The sequence below is a fragment of the Protaetiibacter mangrovi genome, assembly GCF_024752305.1.
GTDB lineage: Bacteria > Actinomycetota > Actinomycetes > Actinomycetales > Microbacteriaceae > Homoserinibacter > Homoserinibacter mangrovi.
This window is the reverse complement of the sequence record NZ_JANTHX010000004.1, coordinates 129,003-151,834: the sequence shown is the minus strand read 5'-3', so window position 1 is coordinate 151,834 and position 22,832 is coordinate 129,003. Positions and strand designations below refer to the sequence as shown.

At 71.1% G+C, this 22,832-nt stretch carries 23 protein-coding genes; 2 read left to right on the top strand and 21 right to left on the bottom strand.

The annotated features are described in order from the left end of the window. The first annotated feature begins 104 nt into the window (after window positions 1-104). The gene (locus tag NUH29_RS02895) at window positions 105-1,085 is read left to right on the top strand and encodes a pirin family protein (RefSeq protein ID WP_258797436.1); all 981 of its coding nucleotides are present in this window, start codon (window positions 105-107) and stop codon (window positions 1,083-1,085) included. Between the two features lie 250 nt (window positions 1,086-1,335). Here the strand turns inward: NUH29_RS02895 and NUH29_RS02890 are convergent, their stop codons facing one another. The 7 genes from NUH29_RS02890 to panC form a co-directional block, all read right to left on the bottom strand. After that, window positions 1,336-1,548 (bottom strand): hypothetical protein, encoded by a 213-nt coding sequence (locus tag NUH29_RS02890; RefSeq protein ID WP_258797435.1) that lies wholly within the window; start codon window positions 1,546-1,548, stop codon window positions 1,336-1,338. Between the two features lie 115 nt (window positions 1,549-1,663). Continuing rightward, entirely contained in the window at window positions 1,664-1,798 is a 135-nt protein-coding gene (locus NUH29_RS02885) for a hypothetical protein (RefSeq protein ID WP_258797434.1), read from the bottom strand. 57 nt (window positions 1,799-1,855) lie between these two features. Beyond that, window positions 1,856-2,776, bottom strand: a complete 921-nt coding sequence (locus NUH29_RS02880; RefSeq protein ID WP_258797433.1) for a MetQ/NlpA family ABC transporter substrate-binding protein — start codon at window positions 2,774-2,776, stop codon at window positions 1,856-1,858. Window positions 2,777-2,820: 44 nt separating this feature from the next. Next, window positions 2,821-3,555: a methionine ABC transporter permease gene (locus NUH29_RS02875; RefSeq protein WP_258797431.1), complete on the bottom strand. Its 735-nt coding sequence runs from the start codon at window positions 3,553-3,555 to the stop codon at window positions 2,821-2,823. Then, a complete protein-coding gene (locus tag NUH29_RS02870; RefSeq protein ID WP_258797430.1) occupies window positions 3,552-4,562 on the bottom strand; it encodes a methionine ABC transporter ATP-binding protein in 1,011 nt (336 codons plus the stop codon). Before NUH29_RS02870 ends, NUH29_RS02875 begins: the two co-directional genes overlap by 4 nt. Before the next feature lie 142 nt (window positions 4,563-4,704). After that, window positions 4,705-6,207 (bottom strand): lysine--tRNA ligase, encoded by a 1,503-nt coding sequence (lysS, locus tag NUH29_RS02865; RefSeq protein ID WP_258797429.1) that lies wholly within the window; start codon window positions 6,205-6,207, stop codon window positions 4,705-4,707. Window positions 6,208-6,213: 6 nt separating this feature from the next. Next, the gene (gene panC, locus NUH29_RS02860; protein WP_258797428.1) at window positions 6,214-7,053 is read right to left on the bottom strand and encodes a pantoate--beta-alanine ligase; all 840 of its coding nucleotides are present in this window, start codon (window positions 7,051-7,053) and stop codon (window positions 6,214-6,216) included. Between the two features lie 129 nt (window positions 7,054-7,182). On the opposite strand from panC, the gene NUH29_RS02855 reads away from it, so the two are divergent. Next, window positions 7,183-7,863, top strand: a complete 681-nt coding sequence (locus NUH29_RS02855; RefSeq protein ID WP_258797426.1) for a hypothetical protein — start codon at window positions 7,183-7,185, stop codon at window positions 7,861-7,863. A gap of 51 nt (window positions 7,864-7,914) precedes the next feature. Here NUH29_RS02855 and NUH29_RS02850 read toward each other — a convergent pair whose 3' ends face one another. The 14 genes from NUH29_RS02850 to ftsH all read right to left on the bottom strand — a co-directional run bounded on the left by NUH29_RS02850 (window position 7,915) and on the right by ftsH (window position 22,774). Then, window positions 7,915-8,592 carry a DUF2520 domain-containing protein gene (locus tag NUH29_RS02850; protein ID WP_258797424.1) on the bottom strand — a complete coding sequence of 226 codons (678 nt, stop codon included), beginning with the start codon at window positions 8,590-8,592 and terminating at the stop codon, window positions 7,915-7,917. After that, entirely contained in the window at window positions 8,589-10,130 is a 1,542-nt protein-coding gene (locus tag NUH29_RS02845) for a PH domain-containing protein (RefSeq protein WP_258797423.1), read from the bottom strand. Before NUH29_RS02845 ends, NUH29_RS02850 begins: the two co-directional genes overlap by 4 nt. Next, a complete protein-coding gene (locus NUH29_RS02840) occupies window positions 10,127-10,636 on the bottom strand; it encodes a PH domain-containing protein (RefSeq protein ID WP_258797422.1) in 510 nt (169 codons plus the stop codon). The genes NUH29_RS02845 and NUH29_RS02840 overlap by 4 nt, the downstream gene beginning before the upstream one ends. Window positions 10,637-10,663: 27 nt before the next feature. Further along, on the bottom strand, window positions 10,664-11,656 hold the full coding sequence (locus tag NUH29_RS02835; protein ID WP_258797421.1) for a LacI family DNA-binding transcriptional regulator: 993 nt from the start codon (window positions 11,654-11,656) through the stop codon (window positions 10,664-10,666). A gap of 22 nt (window positions 11,657-11,678) precedes the next feature. Further along, complete coding sequence (gene lacZ, locus NUH29_RS02830) at window positions 11,679-14,690, bottom strand: beta-galactosidase, LacZ type (RefSeq protein ID WP_258797420.1); 3,012 nt, start codon at window positions 14,688-14,690, stop codon at window positions 11,679-11,681. After that, window positions 14,687-15,496, bottom strand: coding sequence for a carbohydrate ABC transporter permease (locus NUH29_RS02825; RefSeq protein ID WP_258797419.1), 810 nt, complete (start codon window positions 15,494-15,496; stop codon window positions 14,687-14,689). Before NUH29_RS02825 ends, lacZ begins: the two co-directional genes overlap by 4 nt. Continuing rightward, window positions 15,486-16,355, bottom strand: a complete 870-nt coding sequence (locus NUH29_RS02820) for a carbohydrate ABC transporter permease (RefSeq protein WP_258797418.1) — start codon at window positions 16,353-16,355, stop codon at window positions 15,486-15,488. The genes NUH29_RS02825 and NUH29_RS02820 overlap by 11 nt, the downstream gene beginning before the upstream one ends. A 167-nt stretch (window positions 16,356-16,522) precedes the next feature. Further along, a complete protein-coding gene (locus NUH29_RS02815; protein ID WP_258797417.1) occupies window positions 16,523-17,821 on the bottom strand; it encodes an ABC transporter substrate-binding protein in 1,299 nt (432 codons plus the stop codon). Window positions 17,822-18,062: 241 nt separating this feature from the next. Further along, window positions 18,063-18,530: a DUF3180 family protein gene (locus tag NUH29_RS02810; protein WP_258797416.1), complete on the bottom strand. Its 468-nt coding sequence runs from the start codon at window positions 18,528-18,530 to the stop codon at window positions 18,063-18,065. Continuing rightward, entirely contained in the window at window positions 18,527-19,015 is a 489-nt protein-coding gene (gene folK, locus NUH29_RS02805) for a 2-amino-4-hydroxy-6-hydroxymethyldihydropteridine diphosphokinase (protein WP_258797415.1), read from the bottom strand. Before folK ends, NUH29_RS02810 begins: the two co-directional genes overlap by 4 nt. Further along, the gene (gene folB, locus NUH29_RS02800) at window positions 19,012-19,380 is read right to left on the bottom strand and encodes a dihydroneopterin aldolase (RefSeq protein WP_258797413.1); all 369 of its coding nucleotides are present in this window, start codon (window positions 19,378-19,380) and stop codon (window positions 19,012-19,014) included. Before folB ends, folK begins: the two co-directional genes overlap by 4 nt. Further along, window positions 19,367-20,164, bottom strand: coding sequence for a dihydropteroate synthase (gene folP, locus NUH29_RS02795; protein ID WP_258797411.1), 798 nt, complete (start codon window positions 20,162-20,164; stop codon window positions 19,367-19,369). Before folP ends, folB begins: the two co-directional genes overlap by 14 nt. Beyond that, window positions 20,161-20,748 (bottom strand): GTP cyclohydrolase I FolE, encoded by a 588-nt coding sequence (folE, locus tag NUH29_RS02790; RefSeq protein WP_258797410.1) that lies wholly within the window; start codon window positions 20,746-20,748, stop codon window positions 20,161-20,163. The genes folP and folE overlap by 4 nt, the downstream gene beginning before the upstream one ends. A gap of 7 nt (window positions 20,749-20,755) precedes the next feature. Continuing rightward, window positions 20,756-22,774, bottom strand: coding sequence for an ATP-dependent zinc metalloprotease FtsH (gene ftsH / locus NUH29_RS02785; protein ID WP_258797408.1), 2,019 nt, complete (start codon window positions 22,772-22,774; stop codon window positions 20,756-20,758). Between the last annotated feature and the right edge of the window lie 58 nt (window positions 22,775-22,832).

Genomic DNA, 22,832 nt, shown 5'->3' with positions numbered 1-22,832 from the left:
ACTGGGCCGCCTCCCCACCCGCCGAGTAGTCGTATTTCGGGCTCAAAGCTCCCGTTTTGAGCCCGAAATACGACCACTCGGGGGCTGGAGCGTAGGGTCTGGCCATGAGCAACCTCGAACGCGACCCGCAGGAGCTCGTGTGCGTCGCGGATCCGGATGCGGGCGGTGTCGAGGTGATGGCCCCACGCGAGGTGCCGCTCGGCGGCCCGCGGGCGCTCATGGTGCGCCGCACGCTGCCGCAGCGCACGCGTTCGCTCATCGGCGCCTGGTGCTTCGTCGACTCCTACGGGCCGACCCCCGCCCCGCGCGCGGGCACGATGGACACGCCGCCGCATCCGCACACTGGGCTGCAGACGGTGAGCTGGCTGTACGAGGGGCAGATCGAGCACCGCGACTCGACGGGCGCGCACCAGCTCATCGACCCGGGCGCCGTGAACCTCATGACCGCGGGCAGCGGCATCCAGCACTCCGAGGTGTCGACGACGGCCGCCGCGACCCTGCACGGCGTGCAGCTGTGGACCGCCCTGCCGGATGCGCACCGAGGCGTCGCCCCGTTCTTCGAGCATCACGTGGCGGATGTCGCGCACGTCGGCGAGGCGACGCTGCGGGTGTTCGTCGGGTCGTGGCTCGGCGTGACGTCGCCGGTCACCGCGTACACGCCGCTCGTCGCCGCGGAGCTGACGCTGCCCGCGGGCGCATCCGTCGAGCTGCCCGCCGACCCCGGCTTCGAGTACGGGCTCGTCGTCGACCACGAGCCGGCGCGGCTGCAGGGGGCGGAGGTGCCGGCGCACCACCTGGGCGTCGTGCCGGCCGGATCCGATGCCCTGCGCATCGAGGCGCCGACGGGGCCGCTGCGCGTGCTGCTGATCGGGGGCGCCCCGCTCGAGGAGCCGATCGTCATGTGGTGGAACTTCGTCGGACGCAGCCACGACGAGATCGTGGCCTTCCGCGAGGAGTGGCAGGGCGAGGTGATCGCGGATGCCGACCGCGCGGGCCGCTTCGGCCACGTCGACGGCTACGATGGCGCTCCGCTCCCCGCGCCCGAACTGCCGAACGTGCGGCTGCGTCCGCGCGACCGCGGCTGACCGCATCCGGGTCCGGGTCCGGGTCCGGGTCCGGGTCCGGGGCGAGCCGAGACCCGACCCCCGCCGATGCGGCCGGACGGCACCGCGCACCTGCGAGCGCTCGCCTCCCGAATCAAGGAGTCGAGCAACCCAAATCAAGGACCCGGTGTGACGGATGTTGCGGGCGGGGCAGGCGGGGCCGTTTCCGAGCAGCAACTCCTTGATTCGGGTTGCTCGAGTCCTTGATTTGGGACGACCACCGCAGCTCGGCTCAGCGGGCGGAGTCGACCTCGGGCTCGGCGGAGGTCGGCACGGCGCGGGCGGCCGCGCGGCGGGTGCGCTCCTCGGCCTCCATGCGGGCGTACTCCGCGCGCTCGGTGCGGTCGGCGCGGATGATCGAGCGCATCACGAACCAGAACACGAGCCCCAGCGCGATCGTGGGGACCACGGAGAAGATCGCGTTTCCCCAGAAGTCGGTGGGCATGCCGGAATCCTACGACGCCGCGCTCAGCGCGGGCTGAACGCGACGACCAGCACGACGATCGCGACGATCAGCACGAGGCCGCCGTACATCACGAGCCGCGAGGTGCGACGGTCCATCACCCGGCCTTCGCGATGATGCCCGCGATGCCCGTGCCGATGAGCCAGAGCCCGACACCGGCGACGACGATCCAGATGATGATCCGGTTCGTCGTGATCTTGGGCGGCGGGTCACCGGGAAGACGGTCGGGCATGCCCGGCAGACTACCCCGCCCGGCTGGGAGCCGGACGGGGTGTCGCCGTGCGGCGCGCTACTCCGCGTCGAGCGGCAGCAGGATCCCCTTCACGCGCGGATCGGTGGCGAGGAACTCCTGCACGGCCGGGTCCTGGAACGCCTTCACGAGCGCGACGATGTTCGGCGCGTCCGCGTAGTCCGACCCGATCGTGAGCTGCCCGGCGAACTCGTCGGGGGCGGGCGGGGCGAAGATCTGCTGCTGGATCGGGATGTCGGCCGCCAGGTAGTACTCGGTGTAGCCGACCGCCGCGTCGAGGTCCGGGAGCGAACGCGACTGCGCCGCGAAGTCCAGCAGGGTGAAGGTGAGGTGCTTCGGGTTCTCGACGATGTCGTCCTGGGTCGCCGTCCACTTGTCGACGGCGGGATCCAGGGTGATGAGCCCGGCGCGCTCGAGCACCCACAGCCCCTGCGCCTCGTTCGCGGGATCGGAGTAGAGCGAGATGTTCGCGCCGTCGGGGATCTCGTCGACCGAGCTGTACTTCGCGCTCCACAGCCCGAATCCCCAGCGGAAGACGGGGGTGGCCGCCTGCTCGCGGAAGTCGGGGTTCGCCGCGAGCACCTGCGAGAGCCAGAGCTTGTGCTGGTAGACGGTTCCGGCGACCTCGCCCTCGCTCACCGCCCGGTTGAGCGTGGTCGAGTCGGAGAGGCCCGTGAACTGCACCGTGATGCCGTACCTCGGGGCGACCTCGTCGGCGACGAACTGCACGAGCGCCTGCTCGGCGGCGTTGCCCTCGGCGGTGACGACCGTGAGCGTCGCTCCCGCCGTGAGGTTGGGCGAGGTGGTGCCGATGAGCCGCGGCAGGATCAGGGCGGCGGCGATCCCGGCGACCAGCACGACGGCGGCGACGACCCACGGCCACCTGCGGCGGCGGCGGACGGTGAATCCCAGGTCGTCGTCGGTCGTCGGGGGGACGGTCTCGGTGACGGATGCGGACATGGCGGTACCTCGTTTCGGTGATGGGAGGGAGGGGAGGGGGAAGGTCAGGCGGAGACGGGCCCGCGTGCGGCGGCACGTCGATCGCGGGCGGACGGGGTGAGGCGCCGCACGAGCCGGTCGCCCGTGAGCTGCACGAGGGCGACGGTCGCGACGAGGATCACGATCGTCGTGAGCATGACGGCGTGGTCGAAGCGCTGGTAGCCGTAGGTGACGGCCACGTAGCCGATGCCGCCGGCGCCGATCGTTCCCGCGATGGCGGAGTACTCGATCATGGCGATGGTGTTGATGGTGAGTCCGCCGACGATCGACGGCACCGCCTCGGCGAGCTGGGCGCTGCGGATCACCTGCACGGGCGAGGCCCCGGAGGCGATCGCCACCCGGGCACGGTCCCCCGGCACCGAGCGCAGCGAGTTCTCGACGATGCGGGTGAAGAATGCGATGCCCGCGATCGACATCGGCACCACCGCGGCGGGGATGCCGATGTTGGTGCCGGTGATGAGACGCGTGAAGGGGATGATCGCCGCCATCAGGATGAGGAACGGCAGCGACCGCCCGATCGAGATCACCCAGCTGAGCGCCGTGTGCGCGACCCGGTGGGGGAACAGCCCGCCGGGCGCCAGGTTGAAGACGAGCGCCCCGAGCGGCACGCCGACGAGCACGACGATCGCCATGGTGATGCCGACCATCAGCAGCGTCTCGCCGAGGGCCGGGACGACGAGGGCCGGGATCTCCGGCAGCGGCACGTTCTGCGCGGGGAGCGCGCCGACCGCGGCGCTCACGCCACCACCTCCAGCGCGGGCGCCGCATCCGATCCGACGGGATGCGCGCTGAGCCCCGCGGCCGCGAGCAGCGGCAGCAGGCGCCCGCGCAGCTCGGCGGGTGCCGCGAGGCGCGCGGTGCCGACGGTCTCGCCGTGCACCTGCTCGATGCGCGCGCCGAGCACGTGCAGGTCGGCGCCGACGGCACGGGAGACGCGCGCCAGCCAGTCGCCCGCCACCTCGCCCGTGTAGCTCACGTCGATCGCCAGCTCGCCGGGAGCCGCGGGCACCCCCGGCTGCGGCGGGCGCAGCAGGGTGCCGAGCACCGAGGCGGGGTCGCGCAGCAGGTCGAGCAGCCGACCCGACTCGGCGATCCGTCCGTGATCGAGGCGGGCGACGGCGTCGGCGAGCTGCACGACGGTGTCCATCTCGTGGGTGATGAACAGGATCGAGAGCCCCAGCTCGTCGCGCAGCTCCTTCAGCAGCCCCACGATCGACGCGGTCGACGCCGGATCGAGTCCGGAGGTGGCCTCGTCGGCCAGCAGCACGCTCGGGCGCAGGGCGAGGGCTCGGGCGATGCCGACCCGCTGCCGCTGTCCTCCGGAGAGCTGGTGCGGGTAGTGCCCCGCCTTCGCCGAGAGCCCCACCCGTTCGAGCAGCTCGGCCACCCGCGTCCGCCGCTCGCCCGGGGTCACCCCGAGGAACTCGAGGGGCAGCGCGACGTTCTGGGCGGCCGTGCGCCGCGAGAACAGTCCGTCCGACTGGAAGATGGTGCCGATCCGGCGGCGCGCCGCACGCAGCTCGCGCTCGCCGAGCGCCGTGAGGTCCGCCCCGTTGACGACGACCCGACCCGAGGTGGGCCTCTCGAGCAGCGACACCGTCTGGGCGAGCGTCGACTTGCCGGCGCCGGACGGGCCGACGACGGCGAAGATCTCGCCGGCGGCGATCTCGAAGTCGAGGTGGTCGAGCACCGTGGTGGCGCCGGCGCCGTGGCCGTAGACCTTGGTGAGCTGGTCGAGCTGGATCATGACGCCCGACCCTAGGGACGCCGTCGACCCGGTCTCCACTCCTGTGACCCCGGGTGAAGGGAGGTGACGTCAGGTGACGCCCGACGACCTCCCGGGCGTCACGCGGCGACGCGCGGCGTCACGGATGCTTGACGCCGGCGGTCTACTTCACCAGGGGGAACAGGATCGTCTCGCGGATGCCGAGGCCGGTGATCGCCATCAGCAGCCGGTCGATGCCCATGCCCATCCCGCCCATCGGCGGCATGCCGTGCTCCATCGCGCGCAGGAACTCCTCGTCGAGGCGCATCGCCTCGTCGTCTCCGCGGTCGGCGAGCTTCGCCTGCTCCACGAAGCGCTCGCGCTGGATGACGGGGTCGACGAGCTCCGAGTAGCCGGTGGCGAGCTCGAAGCCGCGCACGTAGAGGTCCCACTTCTCGACGACGCCCGGCTTGTCGGGGTGGTCGCGCACGAGCGGGGAGGTGTCGACGGGGAAGTCCATGACGAACGTGGGGCGCTCGAGTCCGCCCTTCACGAAGTGCTCCCAGAGCTCCTCGACGTACTTGCCGTGCGTGGGCAGCTTCACCTCGACGCCCTCGCGCTCCGCGAGCGCGGCGAGCTCCGCGAGCGGCGTCTCGGGGGTCACGGCGACGCCCGCGGCCTCCGAGAGCGAGTCGTACATCGAGATGCGCGCCCAGTCGCCGCCGAGATCGAACTCGGTGCCGTCGGCCCAGGTGACCACGTGCGATCCGGAGACGGCGGCCGCGGCGTTCTGGATGAGCTCCTGCGTCAGGTCGGCGATGGTGTTGTAGTCGCCGTACGCCTGGTACGCCTCGAGCATCGCGAACTCGGGGCTGTGGGTGGAGTCGGCGCCCTCGTTGCGGAAGTTGCGGTTGATCTCGAACACCCGGTCGATGCCGCCGACCGCGGCGCGCTTGAGGAACAGCTCGGGCGCGATGCGCAGGAACAGCTCGGTGTCGAAGGCGTTCGAGTGCGTGACGAACGGGCGGGCCGCGGCGCCGCCGTGCATCGTCTGCAGCATCGGCGTCTCGACCTCGAGGAACTCGTGGGAGGCGAAGGTGGCCCGCAGCGAGGCGACGGCCTTGGCGCGCGCGACGACGGTGGCACGCGCCTGCTCGCGCACGATCAGGTCGAGGTAGCGCTGCCGCACCCGGGTCTCCTCCGAGAGCTCGGAGTGCAGGTTCGGCAGCGGCAGGATCGCCTTCGAGGCGATGCGCCACTCGGCGGCCAGGATGCTGAGCTCGCCCCGGCGCGAGGAGATCACCTCGCCGCGCACGAAGACGTGGTCGCCGAGGTCGACGAGCTCCTTCCAGCGCTGCAGCGACTCCTCGCCCACCTCGGCGAGCGAGACCATGGCCTGGATGCGGGATCCGTCGCCCGACTGCAGTGCGGCGAAGCACAGCTTGCCGGTGTTGCGCAGGTGCACGACGCGGCCCGCGACGCCGACCTCGACGCCGGTGGCGGCGTCCGGCTCGAGCTCGCCGTACCGCGCCCGCAGCTCGGGGATGGTCGCCGTGATGGGCAGCCGCACCGGGTAGGCGTCGCCGCCCTCGGCGAGCAGCCGCTCGCGCTTGGCGAGACGCACGGCCTTCTGCTCGGCGATCTCCTCGCCGGTCAGCTCTGCGGTGTTCTCGGTGGGCTCGGTCACGGGGGCTCAGTTCAGGTAGAGGTCGTCGTTGTCGATGAGGCGGGCGGGCCCGACCTGCGCGGCGATGAGCACGCGCGCGGGACCGCGGTAGTCGTCGGACACGGGCCGGAAGGTGCGCGGGTCGACCACCTTAAGGTAGTCGACGCTCACGAGCTCCTCCCCCATGAGCACCGACTGGGCGGCCGCGATGACGGCGTCGATGCCGCGGTCGCCGGCGGATGCGGCGGCCTCGAGCGCGCGATGCAGCACGGGGGCGGCCTTCCGCTCCTCGGGCGAGAGGTAGCGGTTGCGGCTCGAGAGGGCAAGGCCGTCGTCCTCGCGCACCGTCTCGACCGGCTCGATGCGGGTCGGGATGTCGAGGTCGCGCACCATGCGCTGCACGAGCCACAGCTGCTGGGCGTCCTTCTGCCCGAACAGCGCGAACGCGGGGCGCACGATGCCGAGCAGCTTCGCGACGACCGTCAGCATCCCGTCGAAGTGCCCGGGGCGCGACCGCCCCTCGAAGAGCTCCCCCACGGCACCGCCGCGCACGGTGATCTGCGGGGTGCCGTCCGGGTACATCTCGGATGCCGGCGGCGCGAACACGTAGGCGACCCCCCGGTCCGCGAGCGCCGCGAGGTCGCCCTCGAGGTCGCGCGGGTAGCGCTCGAGGTCCTCGGCGGGCCCGAACTGCAGCGGGTTCACGAAGATCGACACGACGACGACGTCGGCCAGCTCCACGGCACGCTCGACGAGGGCGAGATGTCCGGCGTGGAGCGCGCCCATCGTGGGCACGAGCGCCACCTGCCTGCCCGCCAGGCGAGCACGGAGCTCGCCGATCTCGGTCACGACCTCGGGCGCACTCACAAGCGTCAAGGCTATCCGCACTCAGGCGGGGGCAAAGAATAAGGGGCCTCGGCGTGAGCCGGGCCCCTTATGAATAAGCACCGATCCGTCAGACGTCCGGTGTTTCTGCGCCCTAGTCTACCTCGTGTGATGGCTGAGCAGGTGACTTTCCGCTTGATCGGAGCCAGCCGCCTCGATCGGCTGCTTGCCGAAGTCGACGGCGATCCTGCGCTCGCGCATGCCCTCTTCACCTGGAATGTCCGAGCTGCAGGCGCCGCGATGGAAGCCATCCATATCTTCGAACTGGTCCTTCGAAATGCTCTCGACCGGGAATTGCGTGTCTGGAGCGCTCGGATGAACGACGATCCCCGTTGGCTGCTCAATCCGCATGAGTACCTTCAGCGCTCTCTCTATGGACCCGAGCTCGACAAGGCGAGGAGCCGCGCCAGGCGCATCGCGGTGGAGAAGGGTCGAGCGATGAGTCACGACGATGTGCTTGCGCAGCTCCCTCTCGGGTTCTGGAGATATCTGCTTCCGTCGAGATCGAACAAGTCGAAGCAGAAGCTCTGGGCAGTGGCACTCGCCGATGCCTTTCCAGCCTGGGTCGGAGCGTGGGATCCGGAGAGCTTGGTCGGACGGGTGACGACCGCCCATCAGCTACGTAATCGCGTGGCGCACCTCGAGCCTCTCCATCAGTTCGATCTTCGTCGCGCGCGACGCGACATGCGCAGCGTGTGCCACGCGGTCGGACCGGATGCAGCGCGCCTGTTCGTGCAGAACGAGCGACTGCTCTCGGTCATCGAGACGAATCCGGTAGTCCGCGGCGACTGACAGCCCGGAGATCTCGAGACGCGTCCGCTGCGCGGGCGCTCCTCGATCACCTCACGCCCGCAGGGCGTCCTCGACGGCGGAGCGGAGGAGGGGGCCGAGCACGCGCGTCGGCGCGTCGACGCCCGCCTCGCGCAGCGCGCCCACGAAACCCGCCACTGCGTCCGTCGCGAAGGCGCGCGCGGCCGTGACGACCTCCCCGTAGCGCGCACGGTCGCCCTCCGCGACCACGACCGGCTCGGCGCCGAGCTCCACGACGAGCGCCTGGGCGATGGGCAGCACCGGCCCGGGCGCCGTCACGGCGCACCAGGTCTCGTGCAGGCGCGCGAGGTCGATGCTCGTGCCGGTGAACGCCATCGCCGGGTGGATGGCGAGCGGGATGGCGCCCGCCGCGAACGCGGGCTGGAGCACCGCGGTGCCGAACCCCGGCGCCGTGTGCACGACCAGCTGCCCCGGCTGCCAGGCGCCGACGGCGGCGAGCCCCGCCACGAGCTCGGGCAGCTCGGCGTCGGGCACCGCGATGAGCACGAGCTCGCTGCGCTCGACGAGCTCGGGCACCGTGAGAACGGGAACCCCCGGCAGCAGGGCGTCCACCCGCTCGCGCCCCTCCTCCGAGACGGTGGCGACCCCGATCACCGCGTGGCCCGCACCCCCGAGCGCAGCGCCCAGCACGGGACCGACGTGCCCCCCGCCGATCACGCCGACGCCGAGGCGGCCGTCGCGCCCGCTCACGACGACCCCCAGCGGTGGCTGCGGTCGGCGCGGATGGCGGTGACGCCCGCGGCGGCGGCCTCCCGGAACAGGGTCGAGGCATCCGCCACGTCGAGTGCGCCGATGCGCGCGGTCACCGGGCCCGTCACCGTGTGCAGCCGCACCTGCGCCAGCCGAAGCATCCGCTCGAGCGGCCCCTGGTGCGCGGCCACGCTCTGCGTGCGCGCGGTCGGCACGACCGTGAGCGAGCGCCAGACCGCGCCGCGGCGCAGCACCACGGCATCCGGATGCAGCAGGAACCCGTTGCGCCGCCACGAGAACCAGCGCAGCACGGCGCCCCGTCGCGGCGAGGTGGTGAAGCCGTCGTCGATGCGCGCGGGGGCGAGGCCCCCCTCGATGAGCAGCCGGGTCTCGTCGGTGACGAGACCGGGCAGCACGAGCTCGAGCACCCGCAGCACCTCCTCGCGCGATCCGACGGGCAGGATCGTCGTGTTCCGCTGCCCCGCCGCCCCCTTCGCGGTCGAGTGGGAGGCCAGGTTCACCCGCACGGTCCACCAGTCGAAGGGCCGCCACAGCAGCTCCTGGGTGATCTCGACCGCGTGGATGCGGCCCGGCGGGATCGTCTCGTTGCTGGTGGACAGCAGGCCGTAGCCGACCCGCACCCCGTCGGCGGTGGCGGCGATCGAGAAGCGCAGCGACTTGACGATCCGGTTCACGAGGAACGAGCCGAGACCGAAGATCATCGGGATGAGGCCGAGGAACAGGAAGACGCCGGCCCCGGTGAGCGCCATCGCGACCGCGACGCCCGCGATGGCGACGAGGAACCACAGCATCCCGACGCTCAGCAGCGTCGAGCCGACGAGCCGGCCGGCGTGCATCGTGACGACCGACTGGGGAGGCGCGAGCGCGGGGTCCAGCTCGGGTGCCGAGAACTCGGCGATGCGCTGCCGGGCGACGTCGGCGAGGTTGGCGCGCGCGTCGGGCGCGACCGAGGCGATCACCCCCTCCCCGGACTGCGCCGCCTCCCGGGCGCGGATGCCGGAGGCCCGGCGCAGGATCTCGGCCCGCAGCCCGTCGGCGTTGGCGCTCGAGAGGTAGGCGAGCTGCACGTTCGCGTCGGAACCGGCGGCGCTGATCTCGAGGCGCGCGGCGCCGAACAGCCGGGCGAACAGGGGACGCGAGACGTTGATGCCCTGCACCCGGTCGAGGCGCGACCTGCGGTGGCTGCGGAAGAGCACGCCGGCGCGCACCTCGACGATCTCCTCGGTGACCCGGAAGGTGTGCATGCGCCACGACATCCAGAACAGGCCGAGGATCACGACGAGCAGCACCAGGATGCCGAGCAGCGTCGGCAGCAGGTAGCGGTCGAGGATCAGCGTGAACGGGTCCTCGTCGCAGACGCCCGGCGGGCAGTCGACGGCGGGGAAGATCCACTCGATGAGGCGCTCGCGCAGGTTCGACACGATGATGCCGAGGATCGCGAGGAGCGCGATGCCGCCCTTCAGCAGCGGCGTCGCCGGATGCAGCCGGTGCCAGCGCCCGTCCGCGAGCTCGGTCACAGGCCCGCCCGACGCGTCTCGGCCAGGGCGACGAGGTGGTCGCGCAGCTCCTCCGCATCGGCGAGCGGCAGACCCGGGATCACGACGCCCGTCGCGGCGGCGGCGGTCACGAGCTTGAGCTCGGCGAGACCGAGCGAGCGGGCGAGCGGGCCGCGGGTGATGTCGACGAGCTGCATGCGCCCGAAGGGGACGGCGACGAAGCGCTGGAACATGATGCCGCGGCGGAACAGCAGGTCGTCGTCGCGCAGCAGGTAGCCGATCGAGCGCACGCGGCGCGGGGTCAGGGCGATGAGCACGATCGAGACGACCGCGACGACCGCCGGCAGCAGCCACCACCAGACGCCCCAGCCGAGCAGCCAGGCCGGGAGCGTCGCGACGGCGGTCGTGAACAGCCCCGAGAAGAGGTTGCCGACCAGGTCGACCACGATGTACTTCGGCGAGACGCGACGCCACTCGCCGTCGACCGGCTGGAGACGGGAGGGCGCGACGTGCTGGTGCTCGGTCACGGAGTTCACGCTACCGGGTGGGGTGCGTCAGGGGCGGGGCGGGCCGACGGAGTCGCGCTCGACGAGCCGGGTGGGCAGCAGCACGGCCTGCGGGGGCGCTCCGGCGAGCGACTCGCTCGCGACCCGCAGCACCTCGCGACCGAGCAGATCCCAGTCCTGTGCGATCGTGGTGAGCGGCGGGCTGAAGTCGACCGCCTCCTCGATGTCGTCGAAGCCCACGATCGAGATGTCGTGCGGGATGCGCAGTCCCGCCTCGCCGAGGGCGCGGTAGGCGCCGAGCGCCATCTGGTCGTTCGCGGAGAAGATCGCGGTCGGCAGCTCCTCCCGCGGGGTCGTGTCGAGCATCCGCCGCACGGCGAGGTACCCGGAGTGGGCGCTCCAGTCGCCGCGCAGCGGCTCCGGCACCGGGCGCCCGGCCTCGCGCATCATGCGGGCCCAGGTCTCCTCGCGTCGGGCGGCGAAGAACGAGCCCGCCGCTCCGGTGATGTGCTGGATCTCGCGGTGGCCCGTGCCGAGCAGGTGGCGCACCGCCGCCTCGGTTCCGCCGATCTGATCCGAGTCCATCGCCGAGACCTCGGGGTTCGACTGCGGGCCGATGAGGATCGCGTGCATGCCCGGCGGGATCTGCATCGGGGTGTCGAACTCGAGCTGGGAGGTGAGGATCGAGACGATCACGTCGACGGCCATCTCCTCGAGGCGCGTGAACGCCCCACTCGTGGCCAGTCCCGTCGCGGCGGCGATCGGCATGAGCGTCGTCGCGTAGCCGTTCAACGCGGCGTACTCCGAGACGGCCTCCACCGTGCGCCGGGTTCCGACCGCATGCAGTCCCTGGTACACGATGCCGATCGTCTTGTACGACCCGCGCCGCATGGCGCGCGCCGCGAGGTTCGGCCGGTAGCCGAGCTCGCGCATGACGGAGAGCACGCGATCCCGGGTCGCCTCGTTGACGTTCGGCTCGCCGTTCGCGACGCGCGACACGGTCTGCAGCGAGAGCCCGGACACCTGGGCGACGTCCCGCATGGAAGGACGCCGCGTCTCCATCTCAGACCCCCGTGAATCCGAATCGGAAGCGGAGCGTGCCCGAAGCGGGCAGCCGATATGGGGGAAGTGTACGCGCACCCCAGGAGTCGTCGCCGCCCACACCCCGGCGCATGAGCGCGGGACGCAGCACCGTGCGGTGGATCGGGGGCAGCTCGTTCGGGTGCGACGCGGCCTCGATCTCGTCGGGCGTCCACGGCAGGGCCGAGAACTCCATGCCGCTCTCGGCATCCACGCGGATGCCGGCCCCGCGGTCGTCGGTCACCTCGGCCCAGCGCACGCCCGTGCGGCTGCCCGCCTCCTGCGGCCGCAGGTAGGGGGTCAGCGCGGTCGCGACCGGTGTCTCGTGCACGTCGAGGCGGGCGCCGCTGCGTCGGTCGACGTAGCACTCCTCGGGCCCGTCGCCGTACCAGCGCCAGTTCTCGAGCGGCGTGCTCGTGGTGAGCAGCGCGCCGAACTCGGGCAACGCCGGCAGCCCCTCGACGAGCTCCATCGTCTGCGTCACCTCGACCCGCCCCGAGGGCTCGACCCGGTAGGCGAGCTCGCACACCGTCGACGGGTGCACGGGGAGGGCGTAGCGGTAGACCGCCGTGACGCCGCCGTCGCGATCGACCGTGACCTCCGGGTCGCGCGCGTCGGGCAGCGTACGCAGATAGCGGCCGGCGAGCAGCCAGGCGCCGTCCTCGGCCGGACCGCCCCAGCCGCGCTCGTTCGCGGTCGGCGCGTGCCAGAAGTTGGGGCGCACGATGCCGCCGAGCAGCTCGCGCCCGCCATCCGCCGTGTCGCCGTAGCGGTACGAGACGAGTCCGCCGTGCAGCCGCGAGAACAGCACGTGGAAGTTCGCGCCGTGCACACCCGTGTTGTGGATGCCGTGCACGACCCGTGGGGGCGCGGCGCCGAGCTGCGCGGTGGGGGTCCAGGCGCCGAAGACGCCCTGCCCCCAGGCGACCTCGAATCCGGCATCCGCCCAGGCGTTCGCCTCGCGCAGCCGGAACGAGACCAGCACGACGTACTCGCCCGGTTCGCCCGGGACGGCGAACGGCAGCGGATAGCTCGCCGAGCCGCCCGGGGCGACATCCGTGTCGACGACCGCCTGCGCGAGCACCTCGCCCTCGCGGGCGAGGGTCACCCGGCACTCGTAGGCGGAGGACCGCGTCGAGAGCAGGCGGCTCGTCACGGTGAACGAGTCGCGGTCGACCTCCGCGAGCAGCCACCGGTACAGCGCGGCGGCCTCCTGCGCCTTCGGGGTCGGCGTGTGGTCGGCGAAGAAGATGCCGTTGCCGCAGAAGTCGCCGTCGTTGGGGGCGTCGCCGGTGTCGCCGCCGTACCCGAAGTAGTCGCGGCCGTAGCGGTCGGTCAGCGCGATCGCCTGGTCGGCGAAGTCCCAGATGAACCCGCCCTGGAAGCGCGGTTCGGTGTAGGCGAGCGCCAGGTACTCGTCGACCCCGCCGAAGGAGTTGCCCATCGCGTGGGCGTACTCGCACAGGATGAAGGGCTTGCCCGGGTTCTCGGCGAGGTACGGCGCGATCGCACGCGCCGGCGTGTACATGCGGCTCAGCACGTCGGTGGTGTCGGGGTGGCGCGGATCCCAGTCGACGCCCTCGTAGTGCACCGGGCGATTGTCGTGCGCCCGGAACCAGTCCGCGACCTCCCGGATGCCGCTGCCGCCGAACGACTCGTTCCCGCACGACCACATCACGACGCTCGGGTGGTTCTTGTCGCGCTCGAGCAGGCTCGCCGCCCGGTCGAGCAGCGCCGGCTGCCACTCCGGCCGGTCGCCGGGGAAGGCCTCCTCGACGCCGACGCCCAGGTAGCGCAGCCGGTCCCACATGCCGTGGGTCTCCAGGTTCATCTCGTCGATCACGAGGAAGCCGTAGCGGTCGGCCAGCTCGTAGAAGAACGAGTTGTTGGGGTAGTGGCTCGTGCGGATCGCGTTCACGTTGATCCGCTTGAGCGCCTGCAGGTCGGCCTCGGTCTGCGCGCGCGTGATCACACGCCCGTCGAGACCGAACTCGTGGCGGTTCACCCCGTGGAAGACCACGCGGCGCCCGTTGAGCCGCAGCAGGCCGTCCTCGATCGCGAAGCGGCGGATGCCGACCGTCTGCGGGATCACCTCGGTGAGCACGCCGGCGGCATCCCGCACCTCGACCACGAGCTCGTAGAGCTCCGGCGACTCGGGGCTCCACAGCCGCGGGGCGTCCACCCGCACGACGAGCACGCCGTCGGCCGCAGCCGTCAGCTCCCCGACCCCCGTGAGCCGGGCGGTGACGGTCGCCTCGCCCTCGACGCCCACCGCGAGGCGCACCTCGGCGGTCGCCAGATCGTCGGACAGTCCGACCGAGACCCGCAGATCCTCGGCGTGCGCGGCCGGGCGCCGCCGCAGCACGACGTCGCGGAACAGGCCCGAGAAGCGGTACATGTCCTGGTCTTCGAGCCACGACCCGCTCGACCACTTGAACACCTGCGCGGCCAGCCGGTTCTCTCCCGGCACGAGCGCATCGGTCAGGTCGAACTCGCTCGGCGTGAAGCTGTCGGTGGCGTAGCCGATGTAGCGCCCGTTGCACCACAGCGCGATCGCGCTCTCGGCGCCCTCGAACACGACCGAGACCCGTTCGCCGGGCTCGAGCGGACGCTCCAGCTCGAACGGGCGCAGATAGGAGGCGACCGGGTTGAACAGGGTGGGGACCTGGCCCGGCTCGACCTGCTCGTGCCCGTCCCAGGGGTACTGCACGTTCACGTACTGCGGCCGGTCGTAGCCCTGCAGCTGGATGTGCGCGGGCACCGGGATCTCGGCCCACCCCGAGGCGTCGAAGCCCGGCGCCTCGAAGCCGTCGACCGTGTCGGCGGGGCTCGGTGCGTAGTGGAACCGCCAGGTGCCGCTCAGCAGCTGCTCGTAGCCGCTGCGTCCGGCATCCGCCTCCGCCCGGTCGCGGAACCAGCGGTGGTCGGAGTGGGCGGGCAGGCGGTTCTCGGAGACGACCCGCGGGTCGGCGAGACGGGTGAGGTCGAACGTCACTTGATGGCTCCCGTGATGCCTTCGGCGAACTGGCGCTGCAGCAGCAGGAACACGACCACGGTCGGCAGCGACGCCAGCAGCACGGCGAGCATGAGCACGCCGTAGTCGGTCACGTAGCCCGCGCTCAGGTTGACGATGAGCATCGGCATGGTCTGCACCTCGTTCTTGATCAGGATGACGCGCGGCCACAGGTAGTTGTTCCAGGCGGTCATGAAGGTGATGACGCCCGCCGCGGCGAACGTCGCCCGCATCGTGGGCACGTAGATGCGGGCGTAGATCGAGAACTCGCTCAGGCCGTCCACCCGGGCGGCCTCGAGGATCTCGGTCGGGAACGCCCGCGACGACTGCCGGAACAGCAGGATGAGCAGCGGCGTCGAGATGGCCGGCACGATCACCGCGAACAGCGAGTTGACGAGGCCGAGCTTCGCGAACACCTGGAACAGCGGGATCATCGTCGCCGCGAACGGGATCATCATCGCGAGCAGCAGCACGCCCATGAGCACGTCCTTGCCCTTGGAGTGGTAGACCTCGAAGCCGTAGCCCGCGATCGAGCAGATGATCAGCGCGAGCACCGTGGTTCCCGCGGCGATCAGGAACGAGCTGGTCATCGCCGCGCCGACGTTCTGCGCGTCGAGCAGCTTGGCGATGTTCGCGAACAGCTCGCCGCCCGGGAGCAGCCGCGAGGCGAGCACGTCCTGGCTGGTGTTGGTGGCCGAGACGGCCATGAAGTACAGCGGGAACAGGGAGAACAGCGTCCAGATCCCGAGGAAGAGGTAGGCGGGGACCCCGCGCAGCTTATTGATCACGCTTGTCACCGATCCTGAGCTGGATGAACGCGAGCACCGCGACGAGGATCAGGATCACGTACGAGAGCGCCGCGCCGTATCCGAAGTTGGGGTTCCGCTGGAAGGAGACCTCGTAGAGGTAGTGCGACATCGACATCGACGCGTAGGCGGGGCCGCCGCGGGTGAGCGCCCACGACTCGTCGAAGAGCTGCAGGGTGCCGTTGGTCGACATGATCGCGGTGAGCAGGATGATGGGCCGCAGCTGCGGAACCGTCACCCGCCAGAAGACCTGGAAGGCGTTGGCGCCATCCATCCGGGCCGCCTCGATGGTCGAGCGGTCGATGTTCTGGAGCCCGGCGAGGAAGAAGATCATGTTGAAGCCGGTCCAGCGCCAGAGCAGCCCGATGATGAGCACCGCGCGGGCGGTGTCGGGCTCGCCGAGCCAGTTGACCGGCGCGACGCCGAACATGCCGAGGAAGTCGTTCACGAAGCCGTCGGTGGCGAACATCGTGCGGAAGACGAGCGAGTAGGCCACGAGCGACACGGCGCAGGGCAGGAAGATCGCCGTGCGCCAGAAGGCCCGCCAGCGCAGCCGGGGGTTGTTCAGCAGGTTCGCCAGGATCAGCGCCAGCGTCAGCATGATCGGCACCTGGATGATCAGGTAGACGAAGGTGTTGAACAGCGTCTGCTTGAAGATCTCGTCGCCGAGCAGGCGCGTGTAGTTGTACCAGAGCGGGTCGGCCCAGTTGAGCCGGGTGCCGCGTCCGGTCTGCAGCGACAGCAGCAGCGCCTGGATCATCGGCACGAAGCTGATCAGCACGATGAGCAGCGAGGCGGGCAGCAGGAACGCCCAGCCGGTCAGGTTGCGGCGGCGGTCCATGCGCCCCCGCCTCGGATCGCGCGGTACCGGCGGTGTCGCCGTCCTCCCGCGCGTCGCGGTCAATGCACTCACAGTCGCACCTCGGTCCTCATCGTCTGGGTGTGTCGTCTCGGGCAGGGCATGGTGCGGGTGGGCGGGGAGGTCGCCCCGCCCACCCGCGGGGGGCCTCAGCCCATCGCGAACTCGACGGTGGACTGCGCCTCGTCGAGAGCGGATGCCATGTCGGCGCCGCCCATGATCTTCGTGATCGCGGCGCTCACCGCGTCGCGCGCCTCGTAGTAGTAGACGCCCGTGTTGTTGCTCGGCACCGAGGCGCCGAACGTCACGACGTCGGCGTAGATCGGCTGACCGCCGAAGAAGTCGACGGGCTGCGCGTAGACGTCGCTGTCACCGGCGGGGATCCAGTTGGCGACCGCACCGGCCTTCGGCAGGATCGTGTCGTACAGCGCGGTCGAGCCGGCGAAGGTCGACTTCAGGAAGTCGCTCGCGAGGTCGACGTTGGCGTTCGAGCTGATCGCCCACGAGGAGCCGCCGTTGGCCGAGTAGTTGGTCGCACCCGACACCCCGTCGAGCTTCGGGAGGTTCGTGACCGCCCACTCGCCGGACTGGTCGGTCGCGGTCTGCAGCGAACCGGAGATCCAGACGCCGTTGATGGTGCCGGCGACCGCGCCGTTCACGAAGGTGCCGATGTACTCGTCCCACGAGTTGACCTCGGTGAACACACCGGACTTCACGAGGTCGATGTACGTCTCGATCGACTTCTCGAGGGCGGGGTTGTCCGAGATGGTCGGGTTGCCGTCCGCGTCGAAGAGGCTCGCGCCCGCCGACTGCAGCATCATCATGATCGTGTCGGACGACCCGGCCTGGCCCGAGAGCAGCGGCTTGCCGGTCTTCGCGAGCACGTCCTCCGCCTTGGTCTGGAAGTCGCTCCACGTGATGTCGGTGAAGTCGTCGACCGTGTAGCCGGCCTCGGCGAGCACGTCGGTGCGGTAGGCGCCGATCGCGGTGCCCGAGTCGAACGGCACGCCGTAGTTGACCGCGTCGACCGTCGAGTAGTCGGTGACCGCCTGCGGGAACTGCGAGAAGTCGGCCGCGTCGGTCGCCTCGCTGAACAGATCCGGGTAGTTGATGACGTTCTTCTGGAACGCGTTGTTCTGCACGAGGAAGATGTCGGGCAGCTCGCCGTACTCCTGCGACTGCGCGAGCGTGGTGAGCTTGGTCTGCAGGTCGTCCCAGGGGGTCTCGACGATGTCGAGCGTGAAGTCCGGGTGGTCCTGCTGGTAGATCTTCTCGGCCTCCTGCATCGCGTAGATGTTGAAGTTCGGGTCCCAGGCCCAGACGGTGAGGGTGTTGTCGTCGCCGCTGCCTCCGCCGCTTCCGCCGTCGCCGCCACTGCATCCGCTCAGGATGAGGGCGACCGGCAGCGTCATCGCGACGACGGTGGCGATCTTCGTGGTTCGCTTCACAGCAGGATCCTTCCTTGGTTCCTCGTCCGCCGGGGAGGGCGGCGCTCTGCCGGCTGCGGGTCTGGATGCCGCGCGCCGGCGTGTGGGTGAGGAGTGCCTCGGGACGCTGCGCTGCGTCCTCGCTGTGTGCTCGTCCTTGAGCAGCCCCTCGGGGATGTGTTGCGATGGTGACGTTAACATGTGAACGTCACCATCTGCAACGGTCGAGACGAAATGCCTGGTCAGGCCGTGGTGTCGCCGATCAGGCGGGGGCGCCCCGCGACGGGTCGTCATCGTCGTCGGGCGGCACCGTGCACAGCCCCTCGGCGACGAGACCGGCCACCAGCACGAGCACCGACGCCACCAGCATGGCGACCATGCGCCACACCGACTCCACCGCGCTCACCGGCCGCACCAGCAGCTCGACGAGCAGGCCGGCCGCGGCGCCGGTGAGCAGGGCACCCGCCGCCGAGGAGGCCTTCGCGAGCAGCACGACCCGGGTCGCGTAGAACGGGTCGACCCGACGGCGCACCTTGCCGCGCGTCGCCCGACGGATCGGCACCGCGAGCGCCACCACGATGATCGCGATGAGCACGAGCGTGATCGCGAGCGTGAAGGCGGGCAGCAGCTTCTGGAACCCGAGAGCCCCGAGCGCGAGCTGCACCAGGAAGCCCCCGACCGCGCCGATCACGGCCAGCACGGCCAGCAGCGATCCCGAGGTGCGCGTCACGACGCACCCCCGGTCAGCGCGGCGAGCAGCGCGTCGACCCGGCCGTGCCCGGGGAGCTCCGCGTGCGGGTCGGCGGCGAGCCAGGGGCGCAGCACGAAGTCGCGCTCGTGCGCACGCGGGTGCGGCAAGGTGAGCTCGGGATCGTCCTGCTCGAGCTCGCCGAAGGCGATCAGGTCGAGGTCGAGGGTGCGATCCCCCCACCGCTCGGTGCGGGTGCGCCCGTGGTCGTCCTCGATCCGACGCAGCACCGCGTGCAGGGCGCCGGGATCGAGCTCGGTGCGGATCAGGGCGACGGTGTTCAGGTACGCGGGCGCGTCGCGGTCGACCCCGTAGGGGCGCACCGCGGGGGTCTCGATCACGGGCGACAGCGTGACGAGCTCGACGCCCTCGGTCGCGGCGAGGTCGTCCGCCGCAGCCTGGATCGTCGCGGCGCGGTCGCCGAGGTTCGCCCCGAACGCGACGACCGCGGGGGTGCCGGCCGTCATCCGCGCGACCGCCGCACGGTGACCGCGACATCCGCGAACGGCACCTCGATGGGCGCGTTCGGCTTGTGCACGGTGACCTCCACCGATTCGACGGGCGGGTGGCCGAGCACGAGGGCCGCGACGCGCTCGGCGACCGTCTCGATGAGGTCGACGGGATCGGATTCGACGGCCTTCACGATGCGGTTCGCGAGCTCGCCGTAATGCACGGTCGCGCCCAGGTCGTCGCCCGCCGCGGCGGGCGAGAGGTCGAGATGCAGCACCACGTCGACCAGGAACAGCTGGCCCTCGGCGCGCTCGTGGGGCAGCACACCGTGGTACCCCATCGCCCGCAGCCCCGTCAGCACGATCTCGTCACGCGCGGTCACCGCCACCTCCTCGCCAGTGCTCCTCGACATCCAGTGCCAGTCTGGTCGCCGCGACGTCGTGCACCCGCACACCCCACACGCCCGCGGCGGCCGCGAGCGCGCTGATCGTCGCGGTCGGGGCGTCGCGCTTGCCGAGCGGCGCGTTGTCGGGCAGCAGCCGCCCGAGGAAGCGCTTGCGCGAGGCGCCGATGAGCACGGGGGCGAGCGGGGTCAGCTCGTCGAGATGGCGCAGCAGCTCCCAGTTGTGCTCGGCGGTCTTCGCGAAGCCGAGCCCCGGGTCGACGATGAGCTGCTCGGGCCGCACGCCGATCACCACGAGCTCCGCGATGCGGGCCTTGAGCTCGGCGCGCACCTCCGAGACGACGTCGATGTACTCGGGCGCCACGTCGACGCCGCCGCGCCAGTGCATGACCACGAAGCGCACCCCCGTCTCGGCCGCGACGACCGCCATGTGCGGGTCGTAGAGCGCACCCGAGACGTCGTTGATCATGGTGGCCCCGGCCTCGACGGCGGCGCGCGCGGTGTCGGCGTTGCGGGTGTCGACCGACACCGGGATGCCGGCCTCGACGAGGGCGCGGATCACCGGCAGCACGCGACCCTGCTCCTCGGCGGGGTCGACCGCGACCGAACCGGGGCGGGTCGACTCCCCGCCCACGTCGATCCAGTCGGCACCGGCCGCGCGCATCCGCGCGGCGTGCGACACGGCGTCGTCGAGCCTCTCCCACCGGCCGCCGTCGCTGAACGAATCCGGGGTGACGTTGAGTACGCCGAGGATCGCGGTCACGGCGCCTCCGCGGATGCGGTGCCCACGAGCGCGAGCACCCCCGCCTGGGCCGCGGGCCCCGCCAAGGTGCCCCGGCTCGCGACGGTCACGGTCGTCGAGTCGGCCTGCCGGGTTCCGCGCGCGGTCACGCATCCGTGCCGGGCGTCGAGCACGACGAGCACCCCCCGGGGCGCGAGGCCCTGATCGAGGGCGTCGGCGATCTGCTCGCCCAGCCGCTCCTGCAGCTGGGGGCGAGAGCTCAGCGTCTCGACCACGCGGGCGAGCTTGCCGAGGCCCACGATGCGGTCGGCGGGCGCGTACGCGAGATGCGCGACGCCCGTGAACGGCAGCAGGTGGTGCTCGCACGTCGACCGGAACGCGACGTCGCGCACGAGCACGAGCTCGCCGGCGGCCTCCTCGTCGGCGAACTCCGACGCCTCGGCGAGGTGCTCGAGCGGATCCTCGTCGAGACCCGCGAACAGCTCGGCGTACGACGCCGCGATCCGCTGGGGCGTCTGGACGAGGCCCGGGCGATCCGGATCCTCGCCGATGGCGCGCAGCAGTTCGACGACGGCCGCCTCGATGCGCTCCGAGTCGATGGGCACGGTGCTCCTACGCCGGGGCGATGCCGGGCGTCTGCCGCGGGCGCGGGGTGCGCTTGGGCTTCGCCGTGGGCTCCGAGTCGACCCCGGCGTCGACCGCGCCCGGGTCGACGGGCGCCGACGCGGCGATCTGGATCGGGGGCAGGTCGCTGATGGGACGGTGCTCGCTCGAGAGCCACTGCGGGCGCTCCGGGAGCTTGCGCACGTCGGCGAAGATCTCGGCGAGCTGGTTGTGGTCGAGGGTCTCCTTCTCGATGAGCTCGCGGGCGAGCGCGTCGAGGATGTCGCGGTTGTCCGAGAGCACCCGATAGGCCTCGTCGTGCGCCTGCTCGATGAGCGCGCGCACCTCGACGTCGACCTTCTCGGCGATCTCCTCGGAGTAGTCGCGCTGGTGACCCATGTCGCGTCCGAGGAACACCTCGCCCTGCGACTGCCCGAGCTTCACGGCGCCGATCGTGGCGCTCATGCCGTACTCGGTGACCATCTTGCGCGCGGTCGCGGTCGCCTTCTCGATGTCGTTCGACGCACCGGTGGTCGGGTCGTGGAACACGATCTCCTCCGCGACGCGTCCGCCCATCGCGTAGGTGAGCTGGTCGAGCAGCTCGTTGCGGGTGACCGAGTACTTGTCCTCCAGCGGCAGCACCATCGTGTAGCCGAGGGCGCGGCCGCGCGGCAGGATGGTGACCTTCGTGACGGGGTCGGTGTGGTTCATCGCCGCCGCCGCGAGCGCGTGACCGCCCTCGTGGTAGGCCGTGATGAGCTTCTCCTTGTCCTTCATCACGCGGGTGCGGCGCTGCGGACCGGCCATGACCCGGTCGACGGCCTCGTCGAGGGCGCGGTTGTCGATGAGCTGCGCGTTGCTGCGCGCGGTCAGCAGGGCGGCCTCGTTGAGCACGTTGGCGAGGTCGGCACCCGTGAAGCCGGGCGTCTTGCGCGCGAGCACCTCGAGGTCGACGTTCTTCGACATCGGCTTGCCCTTGGCGTGCACCGAGAGGATCTTCTTGCGGCCCTCGAGGTCGGGCGCGTCGACGCCCACCTGACGGTCGAAGCGGCCCGGGCGCAGCAGCGCCGGGTCGAGGATGTCGGGTCGGTTGGTGGCGGCGATCAGGATGACGTTGGTCTTCGGGTCGAAGCCGTCCATCTCCACCAGCAGCTGGTTGAGCGTCTGCTCGCGCTCGTCGTGGCCGCCGCCGAGCCCGGCTCCGCGGTGCCGGCCGACGGCGTCGATCTCGTCGACGAAGATGATCGCCGGCGCGTTCTGCTTCGCCTGCTCGAACAGGTCGCGCACACGGCTCGCGCCGACGCCCACGAACATCTCGACGAAGTCCGATCCGGAGATCGAGTAGAAGGGCACGCCCGCCTCACCCGCGACCGCGCGGGCGAGCAGGGTCTTGCCGGTGCCGGGAGGGCCGTACAGCAGCACGCCCTTCGGGATGCGGGCCCCGACCGCCTGGAACTTGGCCGGGTCCTTGAGGAAGTCCTTGATCTCCTGCAGCTCCTCGACCGCCTCGTCGGCGCCCGCGACATCCGAGAAGGTGACCTTCGGGCTCTCCTTCGACACGAGCTTGGCCCGCGACTTGCCGAACTGCATGACGCGGTTGCCACCGCCCTGCATCGAGCTGAACAGGAACCAGAAGATCACGCCGATGAGGAGGAAGGGGATCAGGATGCCGAGCAGGCTCGTGAACCAGTTGGTCTGGGGCACCTCGTCGTCGAACTTCGCCTTCGAGTCGGTGATCGCCTGGATCACCTCGTCGCCGCGCGGCTGCACGTAGTAGAACTGCACCTGCGTGCCGTAGTCGGCGTCGTCGCTCGAGTACGCCTTCGAGAGCGTGAGGTCGACGCGCTGCTCGCCGTCGACGATCTTGACCGACTCGACGGTCGACCCGCCGAGCAGCTCGAGCCCCTGCTGGGTGGTGACCTGCTTGAAGCCGGCCGCCGCCGTGATCAGGTTGAACCCGACGATCAGGATGACCACACCCAGGATGATGTAGATCAGCGGGCCGCGGAAGATGCGCTTGAAGTCCATGTGAGAGCGGGCGTCAGCCCACGTCCTTCCTCTGAGACGTGACCCTCAGGGTACCGCC

Excerpts from the sequence above, each read along its gene's own strand:
- NUH29_RS02855 (WP_258797426.1), top strand. The coding sequence starts at position 7,183 with ATGGCTGAGCAGGTGACTTTCCGCTTGATCGGAGCCAGCCGCCTCGAT.
- NUH29_RS02880 (WP_258797433.1), bottom strand. The coding sequence starts at position 2,776 with ATGTCCGCATCCGTCACCGAGACCGTCCCCCCGACGACCGACGACGAC.
- NUH29_RS02895 (WP_258797436.1), top strand. The coding sequence starts at position 105 with ATGAGCAACCTCGAACGCGACCCGCAGGAGCTCGTGTGCGTCGCGGAT.
- NUH29_RS02890 (WP_258797435.1), bottom strand. The coding sequence starts at position 1,548 with ATGCCCACCGACTTCTGGGGAAACGCGATCTTCTCCGTGGTCCCCACG.
- NUH29_RS02870 (WP_258797430.1), bottom strand. The coding sequence starts at position 4,562 with ATGATCCAGCTCGACCAGCTCACCAAGGTCTACGGCCACGGCGCCGGC.
- NUH29_RS02835 (WP_258797421.1), bottom strand. The coding sequence starts at position 11,656 with ATGCGGGACGTCGCCCAGGTGTCCGGGCTCTCGCTGCAGACCGTGTCG.
- NUH29_RS02820 (WP_258797418.1), bottom strand. The coding sequence starts at position 16,355 with ATGGACCGCCGCCGCAACCTGACCGGCTGGGCGTTCCTGCTGCCCGCC.
- NUH29_RS02885 (WP_258797434.1), bottom strand. The coding sequence starts at position 1,798 with ATGCCCGACCGTCTTCCCGGTGACCCGCCGCCCAAGATCACGACGAAC.
- ftsH (WP_258797408.1), bottom strand. The coding sequence starts at position 22,774 with ATGGACTTCAAGCGCATCTTCCGCGGCCCGCTGATCTACATCATCCTG.
- folK (WP_258797415.1), bottom strand. The coding sequence starts at position 19,015 with ATGACGGCCGGCACCCCCGCGGTCGTCGCGTTCGGGGCGAACCTCGGC.